12 protein-coding genes are annotated in these 15,466 nt (G+C 66.5%); 10 read left to right on the top strand and 2 right to left on the bottom strand.

The genetic code is table 11. The features are described from left to right. The first annotated feature begins 61 nt into the window (after positions 1 to 61). From odhB to AC6LJW_RS23715, 10 genes are all read left to right on the top strand, one after another. Positions 62 to 1,291 carry a 2-oxoglutarate dehydrogenase complex dihydrolipoyllysine-residue succinyltransferase gene (gene odhB / locus AC6LJW_RS23760; RefSeq protein WP_056567799.1) on the top strand — a complete coding sequence of 410 codons (1,230 nt, stop codon included), beginning with the start codon at positions 62 to 64 and terminating at the stop codon, positions 1,289 to 1,291. Positions 1,292 to 1,425: 134 nt separating this feature from the next. Then, complete coding sequence (lpdA, locus tag AC6LJW_RS23755) at positions 1,426 to 2,853, top strand: dihydrolipoyl dehydrogenase (RefSeq protein WP_056567795.1); 1,428 nt, start codon at positions 1,426 to 1,428, stop codon at positions 2,851 to 2,853. A gap of 84 nt (positions 2,854 to 2,937) precedes the next feature. Next, the gene (gene zapE / locus AC6LJW_RS23750) at positions 2,938 to 4,029 is read left to right on the top strand and encodes a cell division protein ZapE (protein WP_056567791.1); all 1,092 of its coding nucleotides are present in this window, start codon (positions 2,938 to 2,940) and stop codon (positions 4,027 to 4,029) included. Positions 4,030 to 4,141: 112 nt separating this feature from the next. Continuing rightward, positions 4,142 to 4,675, top strand: coding sequence for a sigma-70 family RNA polymerase sigma factor (locus tag AC6LJW_RS23745; protein WP_498088413.1), 534 nt, complete (start codon positions 4,142 to 4,144; stop codon positions 4,673 to 4,675). Next, positions 4,668 to 5,642 (top strand): FecR domain-containing protein, encoded by a 975-nt coding sequence (locus tag AC6LJW_RS23740; RefSeq protein ID WP_498088412.1) that lies wholly within the window; start codon positions 4,668 to 4,670, stop codon positions 5,640 to 5,642. The genes AC6LJW_RS23745 and AC6LJW_RS23740 overlap by 8 nt, the downstream gene beginning before the upstream one ends. 78 nt (positions 5,643 to 5,720) lie before the next feature. Further along, positions 5,721 to 8,249 (top strand): TonB-dependent siderophore receptor, encoded by a 2,529-nt coding sequence (locus tag AC6LJW_RS23735; protein WP_498088411.1) that lies wholly within the window; start codon positions 5,721 to 5,723, stop codon positions 8,247 to 8,249. A gap of 176 nt (positions 8,250 to 8,425) precedes the next feature. Beyond that, the gene (locus AC6LJW_RS23730; RefSeq protein ID WP_156395225.1) at positions 8,426 to 8,731 is read left to right on the top strand and encodes a DUF3649 domain-containing protein; all 306 of its coding nucleotides are present in this window, start codon (positions 8,426 to 8,428) and stop codon (positions 8,729 to 8,731) included. Further along, on the top strand, positions 8,728 to 10,437 hold the full coding sequence (locus tag AC6LJW_RS23725) for a PepSY-associated TM helix domain-containing protein (RefSeq protein WP_498088410.1): 1,710 nt from the start codon (positions 8,728 to 8,730) through the stop codon (positions 10,435 to 10,437). Before AC6LJW_RS23730 ends, AC6LJW_RS23725 begins: the two co-directional genes overlap by 4 nt. Further along, positions 10,434 to 10,757 (top strand): DUF3325 domain-containing protein, encoded by a 324-nt coding sequence (locus AC6LJW_RS23720; RefSeq protein ID WP_056567777.1) that lies wholly within the window; start codon positions 10,434 to 10,436, stop codon positions 10,755 to 10,757. The genes AC6LJW_RS23725 and AC6LJW_RS23720 overlap by 4 nt, the downstream gene beginning before the upstream one ends. An 86-nt stretch (positions 10,758 to 10,843) precedes the next feature. Further along, positions 10,844 to 12,199, top strand: a complete 1,356-nt coding sequence (locus tag AC6LJW_RS23715; RefSeq protein ID WP_056567775.1) for a tryptophan--tRNA ligase — start codon at positions 10,844 to 10,846, stop codon at positions 12,197 to 12,199. 64 nt (positions 12,200 to 12,263) lie between these two features. Here the strand turns inward: AC6LJW_RS23715 and AC6LJW_RS23710 are convergent, their stop codons facing one another. Continuing rightward, positions 12,264 to 12,770 (bottom strand): hypothetical protein, encoded by a 507-nt coding sequence (locus tag AC6LJW_RS23710; RefSeq protein ID WP_498088409.1) that lies wholly within the window; start codon positions 12,768 to 12,770, stop codon positions 12,264 to 12,266. A 336-nt stretch (positions 12,771 to 13,106) separates the two neighbouring features. Then, the gene (gene tex, locus AC6LJW_RS23705) at positions 13,107 to 15,437 is read right to left on the bottom strand and encodes an RNA-binding transcriptional accessory protein Tex (RefSeq protein WP_498088425.1); all 2,331 of its coding nucleotides are present in this window, start codon (positions 15,435 to 15,437) and stop codon (positions 13,107 to 13,109) included. Between the last annotated feature and the right edge of the window lie 29 nt (positions 15,438 to 15,466).

Raw genomic sequence — 15,466 nt, 5'->3', positions numbered from 1 at the left:
ACCCCGTTTCGAACCTTGCCGCGCCGCGTGACAAGAACACACTCTCTACGGAATAAACAAAATGGCTATTACCGACGTCGTCGTTCCCCAACTTTCCGAATCCGTTTCCGAAGCGACCCTGCTGACCTGGAAGAAGCAGCCGGGCGCTGCCGTTGAAGCCGACGAAATCCTGATCGAAGTCGAAACCGACAAGGTCGTGCTGGAAGTGCCGGCCCCCGCCTCGGGCGTGCTGGCCGAAATCGTCAAGGGCGATGGCAGCACCGTGACCTCCGGCGAAGTGCTGGCTCGCATCGACACCGCCGCCAAGGCCGGTGCCGCTGCCACCGCGCCCGCCGAAGCCCCCAAGGCCGCTGAGCAAGCCGCCGCCGCCCCCGCCGCTGCCGCACCGGCATCGACGGCCGCTGCTGGCGTCGCGTCGCCCGCCGCCTCGAAGATCCTGGCCGAGAAGGGCGTTGACGCCGCTTCCGTGGCTGGCTCGGGCCGTGACGGCCGCGTGACCAAGGGCGACGCCCTGGCCGCCAGCGCACCCGCCAAGGCCGCACCGGCCAAGGCTGCCGCCGCGCCCGCCCCGACCACGCTGTCGCTGGATGGCCGTCCGGAACAGCGCGTGCCGATGAGCCGCCTGCGCGCCCGCATCGCCGAGCGCCTGCTGCAATCGCAGCAAGAAAACGCCATCCTGACGACGTTCAACGAAGTCAACATGCAGGCCGTCATCGACCTGCGCGCCAAGTACAAGGACAAGTTCGAAAAGGAACACGGCATCAAGCTGGGCTTCATGTCGTTCTTCGTCAAGGCCGCCGTTGCCGCGCTGAAGAAGTACCCGCTGATCAACGCCTCGATCGACGGCAAGGACATCATCTATCACGGCTACTTCGACATCGGTATCGCTGTCGGCAGCCCGCGTGGCCTGGTGGTGCCGATCCTGCGCAACGCTGACCAGCTGTCCATCGCCGACATCGAGAAGACCATCGCCGACTTCGGCCGCCGCGCCGCTGACGGCAAGCTGGGCATTGAAGAAATGACCGGTGGCACGTTCTCGATCTCCAACGGTGGCGTATTCGGCTCGATGCTGTCGACCCCGATCATCAACCCGCCGCAATCGGCCATCCTGGGCGTGCACGCCACCAAGGATCGCGCCGTCGTCGAAAACGGCCAGATCGTCATCCGCCCGATGAACTACCTGGCTCTGTCCTACGACCACCGCATCATCGACGGCCGCGAAGCCGTGCTGGGCCTGGTCGCCATGAAGGACGCCCTGGAAGATCCGCAGCGCCTGTTGCTGGACCTGTAATCTCGACGCCCCTGGCCGGCGCCGCGCCCGACCCGATGGTCGCGCGGCCCCCCCGGGCCGGCTCCCCGCCGGCCCGCAGCCTGACCGCGCTGGTCGGGGCGTGCTCCACCCCCTCATTCATTCGCGAGAACACTATGTCCAAACAATTTGACGTCGTCGTGATTGGCGCAGGCCCCGGCGGCTACATCGCCGCCATCCGCGCCGCGCAACTCGGCATGTCGGTCGCTTGCATCGACGCTTGGCAGAATGGCCAAGGCGGCCCGGCTCCCGGCGGCACCTGCACCAACGTCGGCTGCATTCCGTCCAAGGCGCTGCTGCAATCGTCCGAACACTTTGAACAAGCCAACCACCACTTCGCCGAGCACGGCATCGAAGTCAAGGGCGTCAGCCTGAAGCTCGACACGCTGATCGGCCGCAAGAACACGGTGGTCAAGCAGAACAACGACGGCATCCTGTACCTGTTCAAGAAGAACAAGGTCACGTTCTTCCACGGCAAGGGCGCGTTCAGCGGCCAAGTGGAAGGCGGCTGGGCCATCAAGGTCACCGGCACCGCCGAGGAAGACCTGGTTGCCAAACACGTCGTGGTCGCCACCGGCTCGTCGGCGCGTGAACTGCCCGGCCTGCCGTTCGACGAAAAGGTCGTGCTGTCCAACGACGGCGCACTGAACATCGGCGCCGTTCCGAAGACGCTGGGCGTCATCGGCGCCGGCGTGATCGGCCTGGAAATGGGCAGCGTGTGGCGCCGCCTGGGTTCGGAAGTCACGATTCTGGAAGCGATGCCGGAATTCCTGGCTGCCGCCGATGGGCAAGTGGCCAAGGAAGCCCTCAAGGCTTTCACCAAGCAAGGCCTGAATATCCAGATGGGCGTCAAGATCGGTGAGATCAAGGCGACCGCCAAGTCGGTGACCGTGCCTTACGTCGACGCCAAGGGCGCCGAGCAGAAGCTGGTCGTGGACAAGCTGATCGTCTCGATCGGCCGCGTGCCCTACACCGGCGGCCTGAACGCCGACGCCGTGGGCCTGAAGCTGGACGAGCGCGGCTTTGTGGCCGTCGACGGCGACTGCAAGACCAACCTGCCGAACGTCTGGGCAGTGGGCGACGTCGTGCGCGGCCCGATGCTGGCGCACAAGGCTGAAGAAGAAGGCGTGGCGGTGGCCGAGCGCATCGCCGGCCAGCACGGCCACGTCAACTTCGACACCGTGCCGTGGGTCATCTACACCTCGCCGGAAATCGCCTGGGTCGGCAAGACCGAGCAGCAGCTCAAGGCCGAAGGCCGCGAGTACAAGGCCGGCAGCTTCCCGTTCCTGGCCAACGGCCGCGCCCGTGCGCTGGGTGACACCACCGGCTTTGCCAAGGTGATTGCCGACGCCAAGACCGACGAAGTCCTGGGCGTGCACATCGTGGGCCCGATGGCCTCGGAACTGATCTCGGAAGCCGTGACGATCATGGAATTCCGCGGCGCCGCCGAAGACATCGCCCGCATCTGCCACGCGCACCCGACCCTGTCGGAAGCCGTGAAGGAAGCCGCTCTGGCCGTGGACAAGCGTGCGCTGAACTTCTAAGCCGCGTCTGACTTCTGCAAGACCGGGGGCGGGTTCCAGGACCCGCCCTTTTCTTTATTCCCTTCAGCCTGATCCGGTTCCCCTATGAACGTCAGCGACTACTACGAACACGCATTGGCCGAACGCGGCTACAAGCCCGACGACGCGCAGAAGAAGGCGATCGACCGCTTGCAGCGCTATTACGACGAATGGGTCAAGTTCAAGTCGATGCGCTCGAACGCGCTGAAAAAGCTGCTGAACCGTCCCGACGTGCCGCGCGGCGTGTACCTCTGGGGCGGCGTGGGCCGCGGCAAGAGCTTCCTGATGGATGCCTTCTATGCCACCGTGCCCGTCGTGCGCAAGACGCGCCTGCACTTTCACGAGTTCATGCGCGGCGTGCACCGCGAACTGGAGGAAGTGAAGGGCATGCAGGATCCGCTGGACGAGGTCGCCAAGCGCGTGGCCAAGCGTTACCGGCTGATCTGCTTTGACGAATTCCACGTGTCCGACGTGGCGGACGCGATGATTCTTCATCGCCTGCTGCTCAAGCTGTTCGAATACGGCACGTCATTCGTGATGACGTCCAACTACGAACCGTCCACGCTGTACACGGACGGCCTGCACCGCGATCGCGTGCTGCCCGCCATCGCGCTGATCCAGTCGCGCATGGACGTGATGAACGTGGACGCGGGCATCGACTATCGCCGCCGCTCGCTGGAACAGGTGCAGAGCTATCACACGCCGCTGGACGACAACGCCCAGAAGGCGCTGCAGTCGGCCTTCGATGCGCTGGCGGATACGCCGCCGCAGGACCCGGTGCTGCACATCGAGCATCGCGAGATCCGCGCGCTGGCGCTGGGCGGGTCGGTGGTGTGGTTCGACTTTGCCACGCTGTGCGGCGGTCCGCGCTCGCAGAACGACTACCTGGAGCTGGCCAACCGCTTCCATGCCGTGATCCTGTCGGGCGTGCCGCGCATGGGCCCGCGCCAGGCGTCCGAGGCGCGCCGCTTCACCTGGCTGATCGACGTGTTCTACGACCACCGCGTCAAGCTCATCATGTCGGCCGAGTGCGAGCCCGAAGAGATCTACACGGAAGGCGCGCTGGCCAACGAGTTCCACCGGACGGTGTCGCGCATTCTGGAAATGCAGTCGCGCGAATACCTGGAATCCGAGCGCCGACTGACCGTGACGTTGTAGTAAAGCCTCATCCGGTCCTCATTTCGTGAGCAGGGGGGCGCAATCATTGTTAATGCAAGTCATTATCAATTAAGATTTTGGGACTTTTGGTTCAGCGCCGCAGTCTCATTCCGTGTCTTCCACCTTGCTTTCCTCATCGGCCCCGTGCGTCGACGCCCAGGTCGCGCCTGTCGATGGCCTGTATCGCGATCATCGCCCGTGGCTGTTCGGGTGGCTGCGCCGTAAGCTGGGCTGCGAACACCGCGCGGAAGATCTGGCCCAGGACGTCTTTGTCCGGGTGATCCAGGGTCGCAAGCAGGTGCGCGCCAGCGAGGCGCGCGCGCTGCTCACCACCATTGCAAAAGGGTTGGTGGTCGATCATCAGCGCCATGCCGCGCTGGAACATGCGTATCTGGCCTATCTGGCCACCGTTCCCGAACCCTATGCGCCGTCGCCCGAAGCGCAGGCCGAGCAACTGCAGGCGCTGATGCAGTTGGACCGCCTGCTGGACGGGCTGCCGCCCAAGGCCCGCGCGGCCTTTCTGCTGTCGCAGCTGGACGGCCTGACGTATCCGGAGATTGCCGAGCGCCTCGATGTGTCGCTGAGCTTGGTGCAGCAATACATGGTGCGGGCGATGTCCGCGTGCTATGCGGCGATCCATGCCTGACGCAGCGAACGGAGCGCGCGTGGACGCGCGGCCCTCCGATGCGGTCGTGCGCGAGGCCATCACCTGGTGGGCGCGGCTGCAATCCGGGATCGACGATGCGGCCGAGCGCGCGTCCTGTCACGCCTGGCTGGCCCAGGACCCGGCGCATCGCGTGGCGTGGGACCGGCTGCAGGACATCGGCCGCGATGCGCGCCGCGTGCCCGCGGCATTGGCGCATACCGCGTTGAATGCGCCCGCCTCGCGCGGCCGGCGCGCCGCGCTGCGCAGCCTGCTGGCCGGCGCGGGCATCGCTGCCACCGGGTGGGCGGGTTACCGCCATGCGCCGTGGCAACGGCTGGTCGCCGATTACAGCACCGGCGTGGGCGAACGCCGTGCGCTGGCGCTGGCGGACGGGCTGCGTGTCACGCTGAACAGCGATACCGCGGTGCGCGTGAACATCAGCGGAAGCACGCGCGACATCGACCTCTTGCGTGGCGAGCTGCTGGTGCAGGCCGAGCCGCGCCCCGGCGTGCAGGCGCTGCGCGTCGACACCGGTTATGGCGAGCTGCGCGCCGAACGCGCGCGGTTTGACCTGCGGCGCACGGCAGAGGGTTCGCGCGTGGGCGTGTACGAAGGCAGCGTTGCGCTGCTGCGCCAGGGGGTGGTGATGCAGCTCAGCGCCGGAGAACGGCTTGTCTACGCCGGCGACGGCGAGGTGCGGCGCGGTGCGTCGGACCCGGATCGCCTGGCATGGGTGGACGGGATGGTCGTGGCCAAGGAGTGGCGGCTGGACGATTTTGCCGAGTACCTGGCGCGCCAGCGGGTGGGCGTGATCCGCGTTGACCCCGCGGTGGCGTCGTTGCGGTTGTCGGGCGTGTTTCCGCTGGACGACGCCGAGCGCGCGCTCAAGGCGCTGGAGCATACGCTGCCGATCGCGGTGACGCGCCGCACGCAATATTGGCTTCAGGTCGGACCCAGCGGCGCCTGAGTTACAAATTTTCTTGCCGGCGCATTGCAGGTTTTGCATCCCCGTACGGAAAGCAGAAAGAAACCACCGTACAGGGAGATGTTTGTGTCCGCTTCAATCCACCCCCGCCTGCGCGCACCGATGACCGCCGGCCGCAAAGCCGTGCTGGCCGCGACCTGCGCTGGGGCGCTGTTTGCCGGTGCGCCGGCGGCCTGGGCGCAGCCGGCGTCCGCGGCAGGCGCTTCGGCCACCGCCAATGGCCAGCGCAGCTACCAGATTCCCGCAGGACCGCTGGCCGACGCGCTGACCCAGTTTGCGCGAAGCGCCGGGGTGGTGCTGTCGTTCGACCCAGCGCTGGTGCGCGGCCGGCGCTCGGAAGGATTGAACGGTTCGTATACGGTGGGCGCGGGCTTCTCGCGCATCCTGGCGGGCAGCGGCCTGCTCGCGCGCGCGCAGTCGGGCAACACCTGGACGCTGGCGCCCGCGCCGGTCTCCACGGGCGACACGCACACGCTCGCGCCGGTGACGGTGACGGGCATGTCGGAGAGCGCCTTTGCGCCCACGGTCGGCTACGTGGCCACCGCCAGCGCCAGCGCCACCAAGACCGATATCCCGCTGATCGAGACGCCGCAGTCGGTGTCCGTGGTCACGCGCGAGCAGATCACGGAGCAGGGCGCCCAGACGCTGAATCAGGTGCTGCGCTACACGGCGGGCGTTGCCACCGAGTCGCGCGGCGCCACGGCGACCCGCCTGGATCAGTTCAACGTGCGCGGATTCTCGGCCTCCACGTACCTGGATGGGTTGCGTGTGTTCGGCGGCCGAGATGCGCTGCCGCAGGTGGATGCCTTCCGCCTTGAACGCGTGGATGTGCTGAAGGGGCCGGCGTCGGTGATGTACGGGCAGGGCGGCCCGGGCGGCGTGGTGAACCAGGTCAGCAAACGCCCGCTGGAAGAGTCGCTGCGCGAAGTGGAGCTGCAGGTCGGCAACTACGACTTCCGCCGCGCCAACTTCGACTTCGGCGGTCCCATCGACGAAGAGGGCAAGTACCTGTATCGCCTGGTGGGCTCGGGCTATATGTCCGACGGCCAGGTGCAGGACACGAAGGAGCGCCGCTACTTCGTGTCGCCGGCGTTCGCGTACAAGCCCAATGCGGACACGTCTCTGACCATCCTGACCAACTTCCAGCACGATCCCGACATGGGGTCGTACGGCGCCGTGCCGGCCATGCGCACGCTGCTGCGCGCGCCGGACGGCTTCCGTCTGCCGGCCAACTACTACGACGGCGACGCCAATTTCGAAAAGAGCGATCGCAAGAGCTATTCGCTGGGCTACATCCTGGACCATCGCTTCAACGACACCTTCAAGGCGTCGCAAAGCTTGCGCTGGACGCATTCGGACGCCAAGTACCGCAGCGTCTACGGGGCGATGACCAACTTCTATGGGTACACGGACCGCACCTACCTGTACCATCAGCGCGCCTCCATTGCGACGGACGTGGATGTCGGGGCGCTGACGATCGACAACAACCTGCAGGCGCGGTTCAACACGGGCAAGATCGGCCACAACGTGCTGGTGGGCTTCGACTACCAGCATGTCAAGACCGACACGCTGTCGGGCTTTGGCTCCGCGCCCGCGCTGTACGTGAAGAACCCCGACAACTTCCAGAACATTCCCGTGCCGGCGTTCTCCAGCGACGCGACCACCACGCAGTATCAGACGGGCGTGTACTTCCAGGACCAGATCAAGATCGACCGCCTGTCGTTTCTGCTGGGCGGGCGCTATGACTGGTCGCGCAATGTGGGTGAAACGACCGCAATCGCTTCCGGCCGCGTCACCCCGTCGAAGCTGAACGCGGAAGCCTTCTCTGGCCGGTTCGGCGCCATCTACAACTTCGACAACGGTGTCGCGCCGTATTTCAGCTATTCGGAATCCTTCGAGCCGCAGTCGGGCACGGGCTGGAACAACACGCCATTCAAGCCGATCGAGGGCAAGCAGTACGAAGTGGGCATCAAGTACCAGCCGCCGGGTTCGGCCACGCTGCTGACGTTCGCGGCGTTCGACATCCGCCGCGAAAACATGACGACCACCGATCCGGATCCGACGCACGTGTGCGGCACGGCCGGCGGCCGTTGCTCGATCCAGGCGGGCGAGCTGCGCACGCAGGGCATCGAACTCGAAGCCAAGACCGAGCCGATGCGCGGTCTGTCGCTGATTGCCGCGTACTCGGTCATGAACAACGAGTACACCAAGGCCTATCCGAATGCGGCGGGCTTCGATCTGACCGGCAAGACGCCTGCCGCGCTGCCGTCGCAGCAGGCGTCGGCGTGGGCGCGCTACCAGCTTCAGGAAGGGCCGCTGGCCGGCCTGGGCGTTGGCGGCGGCGTGCGCTATATCGGTTCGTCGTATGCCAACGAGGCGAACACGCTGAAGGTGCCGAAGGTCACGCTGGTGGACCTGATGCTGGACTACGACCTGGGCCGCGCATCCCCCGCGCTCAAGGGCATGCAGGTCGCGCTGAACGTGCAGAACCTGTTCGACAAGGAGTACATCGCGTCGTGCTCCGGCGAATCCTGGTGCTGGTTTGGCTACCAGCGCTCCATCAAGGCAAGCTTGCGGTATCGCTGGTAAAACAGGTCGGAAAGGCGGCTCCCCGGCGAGCCGCCTTTTCTTTTGGTCCGAGACTGCCGCTCCTGTCTTAACGAGAATCGTTATAATTCAGGCCTTATACAGGGAAAGGCGGATAAGCTCGCAAACCCCGTCCCCTCCCCGGGTCCGCCACGGGCCCGCAACTACTTAGAACTCCCGTGAAAGCTCCCGCAGCCGGCGCAGGCATGATGCGCTACAGATTGGCCGTTTTCTCTCGCGCGACGGCCGCCATCCTGGGCGGCTATGCCCTGGCTTCGGCGGCGGCTGCCTGTCTGGCGGTCTGGCTACCCATGGGTCGCGCCGACGCCGTGACCGCGGCGCAGATGCTGTCCTTCGTGGTCTACGCTTGCGGCGTGATCTGGGTGTTCGCCACGCGCAACGCCTGGCGCGCCTGGGCCGGCATCCTGGGCCCCGCCGCGTTGCTGGGCGGATTGTTCCTGGCGCATCGGCTGGTGGCGGCATGAAGGCGGCCAAGCACAAGCATCCCGGCGAAGAGGGGCTGCGCCAGTCCATGTCGTGGCTGCACACGTGGGCCGGCCTGATCTTTGGCTGGGTGCTGTTCGCCATGTTCCTGACCGGCTCGCTGGCCTTCTTCCGGCCCGAGATCACACGCTGGATGCAACCCGAGATCCAGGTGCAGCCGGCGCCGGCGGTCCAGGCCGTCGCCACGGCGCAGCGCTATCTGGCGGAACACGCGCCCGACGCCAAGCGCTGGTTCATTGCGCCGCCCTCGGACCGCGAGCCCCTTATCCAGTTGCTGTACCAGGTGCCCAAGCCCAAGCCGGGCGAACGCGGCTTCGTGCGCGTCAAGCTGGATGCGGCCACCGGCGAGCCCGTGACGGCGCGCCAGACGCGCGGCGGCGACTTCTTCTACCGGTTCCATTTCGAACTGGAGACCGCGTTCCCCTGGGGAAGGTGGCTGGCCAGCATCGCGGGCATGTTCATGCTGGTGGCAATCATCAGCGGCATCATCACGCACAAGAAGATATTCGCGGACTTCTTCACCTTCCGGCCCGGCAAGGGCGGCCAGCGCGCCTGGATGGACGGCCACAACGTGCTGTCGGTGCTGGGCCTGCCGTTCCACCTGATGATCACCTTCAGTGGTCTGGTGCTGTTCATGGTGATGCTGATGCCGGCGGGCATCCAGGCCGTCTACGACAATCCGCGCCAATTCACGAGCGAGGTCTTCAAGGCCAACAAGATCACGCCGCCGCTGAATCAGCCGGCGCCGCTGGTCGATATCGCGCCGCTGGTGGAGCAGGCGCAGCAGCATTGGCAGGGCCGGCTTGGGCGGGTGACTGTCAACAATCCCGGCGATGCGGGCGCCACCATCACGCTCCTGCGCAATGTGGGCGATGGCGTGTCGTATGGCCTGCTCGCGCCCTTCATGCGCTTTGACGGCGTGACGGGCGCGCTGCAGGAATCCGAGGACGATCACAGCGCCACGGTCGTGACCACGGGCGTCATCACTGGCCTGCACCTGGGCTTGTTTGCCGAACCGCTGCTGCGCTGGTTCTATTTCATCGTCAGCCTGGCCGGCACGGCCATGGTGGCCACGGGCCTCGTGCTGTGGATTGCCAAGCGCCGCCAGAAGGCGCGGCCGGGCGACACACGTGAGGCCTTTTCGCTGCGTCTGGTGGATGGCCTGAACGCCGGCACCATCGCGGGCGTCGTGTTCGGCGTGGCCGCGTTGTTCCTGGCCAACCGGTTGTTGCCCGCCGACATGCCCGGCCGCCAGGTCTGGGAAGTGCGCGCCTTCTTCATCGCGTGGGGTCTGTCGCTGGCCTACGCGTTTCTGTTCCAGCGGCGCAAATGGCAGGACCTGCTGGGCATCGCCGCCGCCGCGCTGGCGCTGGTGCCCGTGGTCAATGCGCTGACCACCGACCGGCACCTGGGCGTTTCCTTGCCGCAGGGCGACTGGGTGATGGCGGGCTTTGACCTGACGTGCCTGGCCAGCGCCCTGTTCTTTGCCTGGATGGCGGTCAAGGCCGCCCGCGCCCGCAGGGCGCCCGCCGGAACGGCTGGCAAGCCGCGCGCCGCGCGCAACGAGGCGGTCAAGGCCGCCGTCGCCGCCACTGCCCCCACCCCAGCAACCGCCGCTGCCCACGAGCCTGCCGTCCCGGCCGCCGTGCACCGGACCGCTTTTGAACCGCGAGGTGATACGCCATGACGCTTGCCGCCTTCTGCCTGGCCTATGCAGGGTTTTCCGCCCTTTGCCTGGGCATGGACCGTCACTACGAAGACCTGTTCGACCGCGCCTTGCCGCGCCGCCACCGGCTGCCGCTGCGGCTGTTCGGCTGGGCGTCGCTGGCGCTGTCGCTGTGGGCGTCGGCGGCGGTCTGGGGCTGGAGTTACGGCACGGTCGAATGGATCGGCATCCTCAGCATTGCCGGTCTGCTGCTGATCTGGTTCCTGACCTTCCGGCCGCGCGCCGCGCTGACCGCAGGCGGATTGTGCGCGCTGGCGGCGCCCGTGCTGGCTGTGCTGTAAACGCGGGTCCCCGGGGCTTTCCCAGGCAGGGCCGCTCGGCGGCACGTTACACTGACGGCTTCCCCTAGCAACCGCCTTCTCGCCTCATGAACACCCGCGTCCTTACCGGCATCACCACGACTGGAACTCCCCATCTCGGCAACTACGCGGGCGCGATCCGTCCGGCAGTGCAGGCCAGCACGCAGCCCGGCGTGGACGCATTCTTCTTTCTGGCGGACTACCACGCGCTGATCAAGTGCGACGACCCGGCGCGCGTGGCGCGCTCGCGTCTGGAAATTGCCGCCACGTGGCTGGCGGTGGGCCTGGACCCCGAGCGCGTGACGTTCTACCGCCAGTCGGACATCCCCGAGATCCCCGAACTGAGCTGGCTGCTGACCTGCGTGACCGCCAAGGGCCTGATGAACCGGGCGCACGCCTACAAGGCCTCGGTGGACCAGAACGTGGCCAAGAACGTGGATCCGGACGACGGCATCACCATGGGGCTGTTCTCGTACCCGATCCTGATGGCCGCGGACATTGTCATGTTCAACGCCAACAAGGTGCCGGTGGGGCGCGACCAGATCCAGCATCTGGAAATGGCCCGCGATATCGCGCAGCGCTTCAACCACCTGTACGGGCGCGACTACTTCGCGCTGCCGGAAGTGGTCATCGAAGAAGACGTGGCCACGCTGCCGGGGCTGGACGGCCGCAAGATGTCCAAGAGCTACAACAACACCATTCCGCTCTTTGAAGGCGGCAAGAGCGCATTGCGCGCGTCGGTGATGCGCATCGTGACCGATTCGCGCGAGCCCGGCGAACCCAAGGACGCTGAATCCTCCCATCTGTACACGCTGTATCGCGCATTCGCCACGTCCGAGCAATCGGCGGCGTTCCGCCAGCAGCTCGAGGCCGGCATGGGCTGGGGCGATGCCAAGCAGGCGCTGTTCGAACACCTGGAAAACCTGCTGGCCCCGATGCGCGAAAAGTACGTCGACCTGATGGCCAATCCGGGCCGCATCGAAGACATCCTGCAGGCTGGCGCGGCCAAGGCGCGCAAGCTTGCCGTGCCGTTCATGCAGGAACTGCGCGAGGCCGTGGGCCTGCGCAATCTGGGCGCCGCCGCCACGGCGGGCAAGGGCGCCCAGGGCAAGAAGGAAAAATCCAAGGGCGCGCGTTTCGTCAGCTTCCGCGACGAGGATGGGGGCTTCCGCTTCCGCCTGCTGGCGGCCGACGGCGAGGAACTGCTGCTGTCTCAGCGCTTTGCCGATCCCAAGGAAGCGGGCGCGCTGATGCGCCGCCTGCAGTCCGAGTCCGCGGACAGCGTCCTGCAGGCCAATGCCCAGGGCTATGCGGTGGTGATCGACGGCGTGACGGTTGCCTCCGCGCCCGACGGCGTGCGGGGCGAACCCGCTGCAGGCATCGCGCGCACGCGTGAAGCGCTGCTGTCGCTGGCGCAGGAATAATCAGTAGCCAGCGGCCGGCAACCGATGGACGAAGACGGCGCGGGCAATCCGCGCCGTTTTGCATTCAGTTCAGGCGTGCGCTGGTGACGATGCGCCCGTCGCGCACCTGAAAGCGCTGCACGCGGCGTTGCCCCGCGATTTCAAGCTGGTCGCCGTCCGAATAGCCCGTGACGTTGGGACAGTCCAGCCATTCCGGGTTGATGAACGGGAAGTACTTCAGCGTGCCGCTGCCCTCGCTGGCGAAGTCGAACGTGGTGTTGGCCACGACCTCGGGATCCCATTGGCTGGCATCGTAGGTGATCACGCATCCGATGCCGATGCGGTAGATGATGCTGGCGCCCATGCTGGCGAATCCCAGCGCGCCCACGTGCAGTTGGGCGCCATTGCGCAATTCGATGATCCGGCCACCCAGGCGCTCCAGCGTGATGTGCTTGAAGGTGACCTCGGTGCCGTCGACGATCAGATGCGAATACTGACCCAACGTCACGTCGCCATAGATGCCGCTTGCCGTGGCGTCCTTGTCGGTGATCGTGGCGGTTTCATTGGCAGCGAGGGTGATGGTGCTGAGCATGGCGGACGGATCTCCGGGCTATCGGGGGGCGCGCTCTTGTTCTGATGCTGCACCCCGACTGACGTTACGCGCAGAAGCTCGCCTGGCCGTGGGTTTGTGTCGCCGGTGATCGCCCTGGGTTTTTAACCGTCTTCGGCGCGAATTTATTATTTAGACACAATTGGATATTTTCACTTATTTCTGCGATTTCGAATTGAGGGAACGCAACGAAAGCGGGCGTTCTACGGGTAAGCCCTAGGCTGCGGCAACGCGGCTGAAACGGGGCCGCGCAAAGAAAATCCCGGCGCCTGGGCGCCGGGATCTGGGTAATGCAGAGGATCCGGAGGGATCAGCGGATCAGCGCTTGAGCTTGGCGAACGCGTCCGCCATGGCGCTGTTCATCGACGCCGCGGCGCCGCCGCCAGCTGCGTTGCGGCCGCCATCGCCTTGACGGCGCGGACGGTCGCCGCCCTTGGGCGCATCGGCGCTGCGGCGGGCCGGCGCGGCCGTGTCGTTCAGGCGCATGGTGAGCGCCACGCGCTTGCGCGCGGCGTCCACTTCCAACACCTTGACGCTGACCGTCTGGCCCACGCGCACCACGTCGCGCGGATCCTTCACGAACTTCTCGGCCAGCGCCGAAATGTGAACGAGGCCGTCCTGGTGCACGCCGATGTCGACGAACGCGCCGAAGTTGGCCACGTTGGTCACCACGCCTTCCAGCACCATGCCCGGATACAGGTCGTTCAGCGTTTCCACGCCTTCCTTGAACTGCGCCGTCTTGAACTCCGGGCGCGGATCGCGGCCGGGCTTTTCGAGTTCGGCGAAGATGTCCTTGACGGTCGGCAGGCCGAAGCGCTCGTCGGTGAAATCCGACGGCGACACGCCCTTCAGGGCTTCGCGCTGGCCGATGATCTGCTTCACCTCGGTCTTGATCTTGGCGACGATGCGCTCGACCACCGGGTAGGCTTCGGGGTGGACAGACGAGGCGTCCAGCGGGTTGTCACCATTGGGGATACGCAGGAACCCGGCAGCCTGTTCGAATGCCTTGTCGCCAAAGCGAGGCACCTTGCGCAGGATGTCGCGCGTGGGGAAGGCGCCGTTTTCGTCGCGGAAAGAGACGATGTTCTTGGCCAGCAGCGAGTTCAGGCCGGACACGCGGGCCAGCAGCGCGGCCGAAGCCGTGTTCACGTCCACGCCCACCGCGTTCACGCAGTCTTCGACCACGGCGTCCAGCGAGCGCGCCAGTTCGCGCTGGTTGACGTCGTGCTGGTACTGGCCCACGCCGATGGCCTTGGGGTCGATCTTGACCAGTTCGGCCAGCGGGTCCTGCAGGCGGCGCGCAATGGACACCGCGCCGCGCAGCGTCACGTCGAGGTCGGGGAATTCCAGGGCGGCGGTTTCGGAGGCCGAATACACCGATGCGCCGGCTTCGGAAACGACGACGCGGGTGACCTTCAGGTCGGGGAAACGCTCCATCATGTCGCCCACGAGCTTTTCGCTTTCGCGCGAGGCCGTGCCGTTGCCGATGGCGATCAGGTCCACGCTGTGGCGCGCCACCAGCGCGGCCAGCGTGTTGATCGTGCCTTCGCGGTCGCGGCGCGGTTCAAACGGGTACACGGTGGTGGTGTCGACGACCTTGCCGGTCTTGTCGATGACGGCGACCTTGCAGCCCGTGCGGATGCCGGGATCCAGGCCGAGCACGGCCTTCGGACCGGCCGGCGCGGCCAGCAGCAGGTCTTTCAGGTTGGCTGCGAACACGCGGATGGCCTCGGTTTCGCCGCTTTCGCGCAGGCGGCCGATCAGTTCGCTTTCGAAGGCGGTCAGGAGCTTGACGCGCCAGGTCCAGCGGCAGACTTCGCCAAGCCAGCGCGCGCGCGGCGTGGCGTCCAGCGCGAAGAGGCCGTTGCCAAGCTTCAGGAAGTTGGCGATGCGGGCCACGCACGGATGCGGGGTCTGGGCTTCGAGGTCGGCTTCCAGGCCAAGCCGCAGCTCGAGCACGCCTTGCTGGCGGCCGCGCAGCAGCGCCAGAATGCGGTGCGAGGGCAGGGTGCGCAGCGGCTCGTTGAAGTCGAACCAGTCGCGGAAGTTGGCGCCTTCGGTTTCCTTGCCCTCGATCATCTTCGAGTACACGAGGCCCGTGGACCACAGGTGCTCGCGCATGTCGGCCAGCAGGTCGGCGTTTTCGGCGTAGCGTTCGGCAAGGATGTCGCGCGCGCCATCGAGCGCCGCCTTGGCGTCGTTGATGGCGGCTTCGGGATTCAGGTATTGCGCGGCCAGGGCGGCGGGATCGCAGGCGAGATCGGCCAGGATGGCATCGGCCAGCGGCTCGAGGCCGGCTTCGCGGGCGATCTGGGCGCGCGTGCGGCGCTTCGGCTTGTACGGCGCGTACAGGTCTTCCAGGCGCTGCTTGGTGTCGGCGGCGGCGATTTCCTGCTGCAGCTCGGCCGTCAGCTTGCCTTGCTGCGAAATGGATTCCAGGATGGCGCCGCGGCGGTCTTCGAGCTCGCGCAGGTAGCCCAGGCGGACTTCCAGGTTGCGCAGCACGGTGTCGTCCAGGCCGCCGGTCGCTTCCTTGCGGTACCGGGCGATGAAGGGCACGGTGGCGCCGTCATCCAGCAGTTCCACCGCCGCGGCGCCATCCTGGAATCCATTTCGCAGCAAGGCAAGCTGACGGCCGAGCTGCAGCAGGAAATCGCCGCCGCCGACACCAAGCAGCG

This window comes from Achromobacter sp. 1012554356, assembly GCF_059760815.1.
Note: the sequence above shows the minus strand (reverse complement) of the source record. Positions and strands in the feature narration are given on the sequence as shown.

Coding starts and splice junctions, on each gene's coding strand:
- AC6LJW_RS23740 (WP_498088412.1), top strand. CDS start 4,668: ATGCCTGACGCAGCGAACGGAGCGCGCGTGGACGCGCGGCCCTCCGAT.
- AC6LJW_RS23725 (WP_498088410.1), top strand. CDS start 8,728: ATGAAGGCGGCCAAGCACAAGCATCCCGGCGAAGAGGGGCTGCGCCAG.
- odhB (WP_056567799.1), top strand. CDS start 62: ATGGCTATTACCGACGTCGTCGTTCCCCAACTTTCCGAATCCGTTTCC.
- AC6LJW_RS23735 (WP_498088411.1), top strand. CDS start 5,721: ATGTTTGTGTCCGCTTCAATCCACCCCCGCCTGCGCGCACCGATGACC.
- lpdA (WP_056567795.1), top strand. CDS start 1,426: ATGTCCAAACAATTTGACGTCGTCGTGATTGGCGCAGGCCCCGGCGGC.
- zapE (WP_056567791.1), top strand. CDS start 2,938: ATGAACGTCAGCGACTACTACGAACACGCATTGGCCGAACGCGGCTAC.
- AC6LJW_RS23710 (WP_498088409.1), bottom strand. CDS start 12,770: ATGCTCAGCACCATCACCCTCGCTGCCAATGAAACCGCCACGATCACC.
- AC6LJW_RS23715 (WP_056567775.1), top strand. CDS start 10,844: ATGAACACCCGCGTCCTTACCGGCATCACCACGACTGGAACTCCCCAT.
- AC6LJW_RS23720 (WP_056567777.1), top strand. CDS start 10,434: ATGACGCTTGCCGCCTTCTGCCTGGCCTATGCAGGGTTTTCCGCCCTT.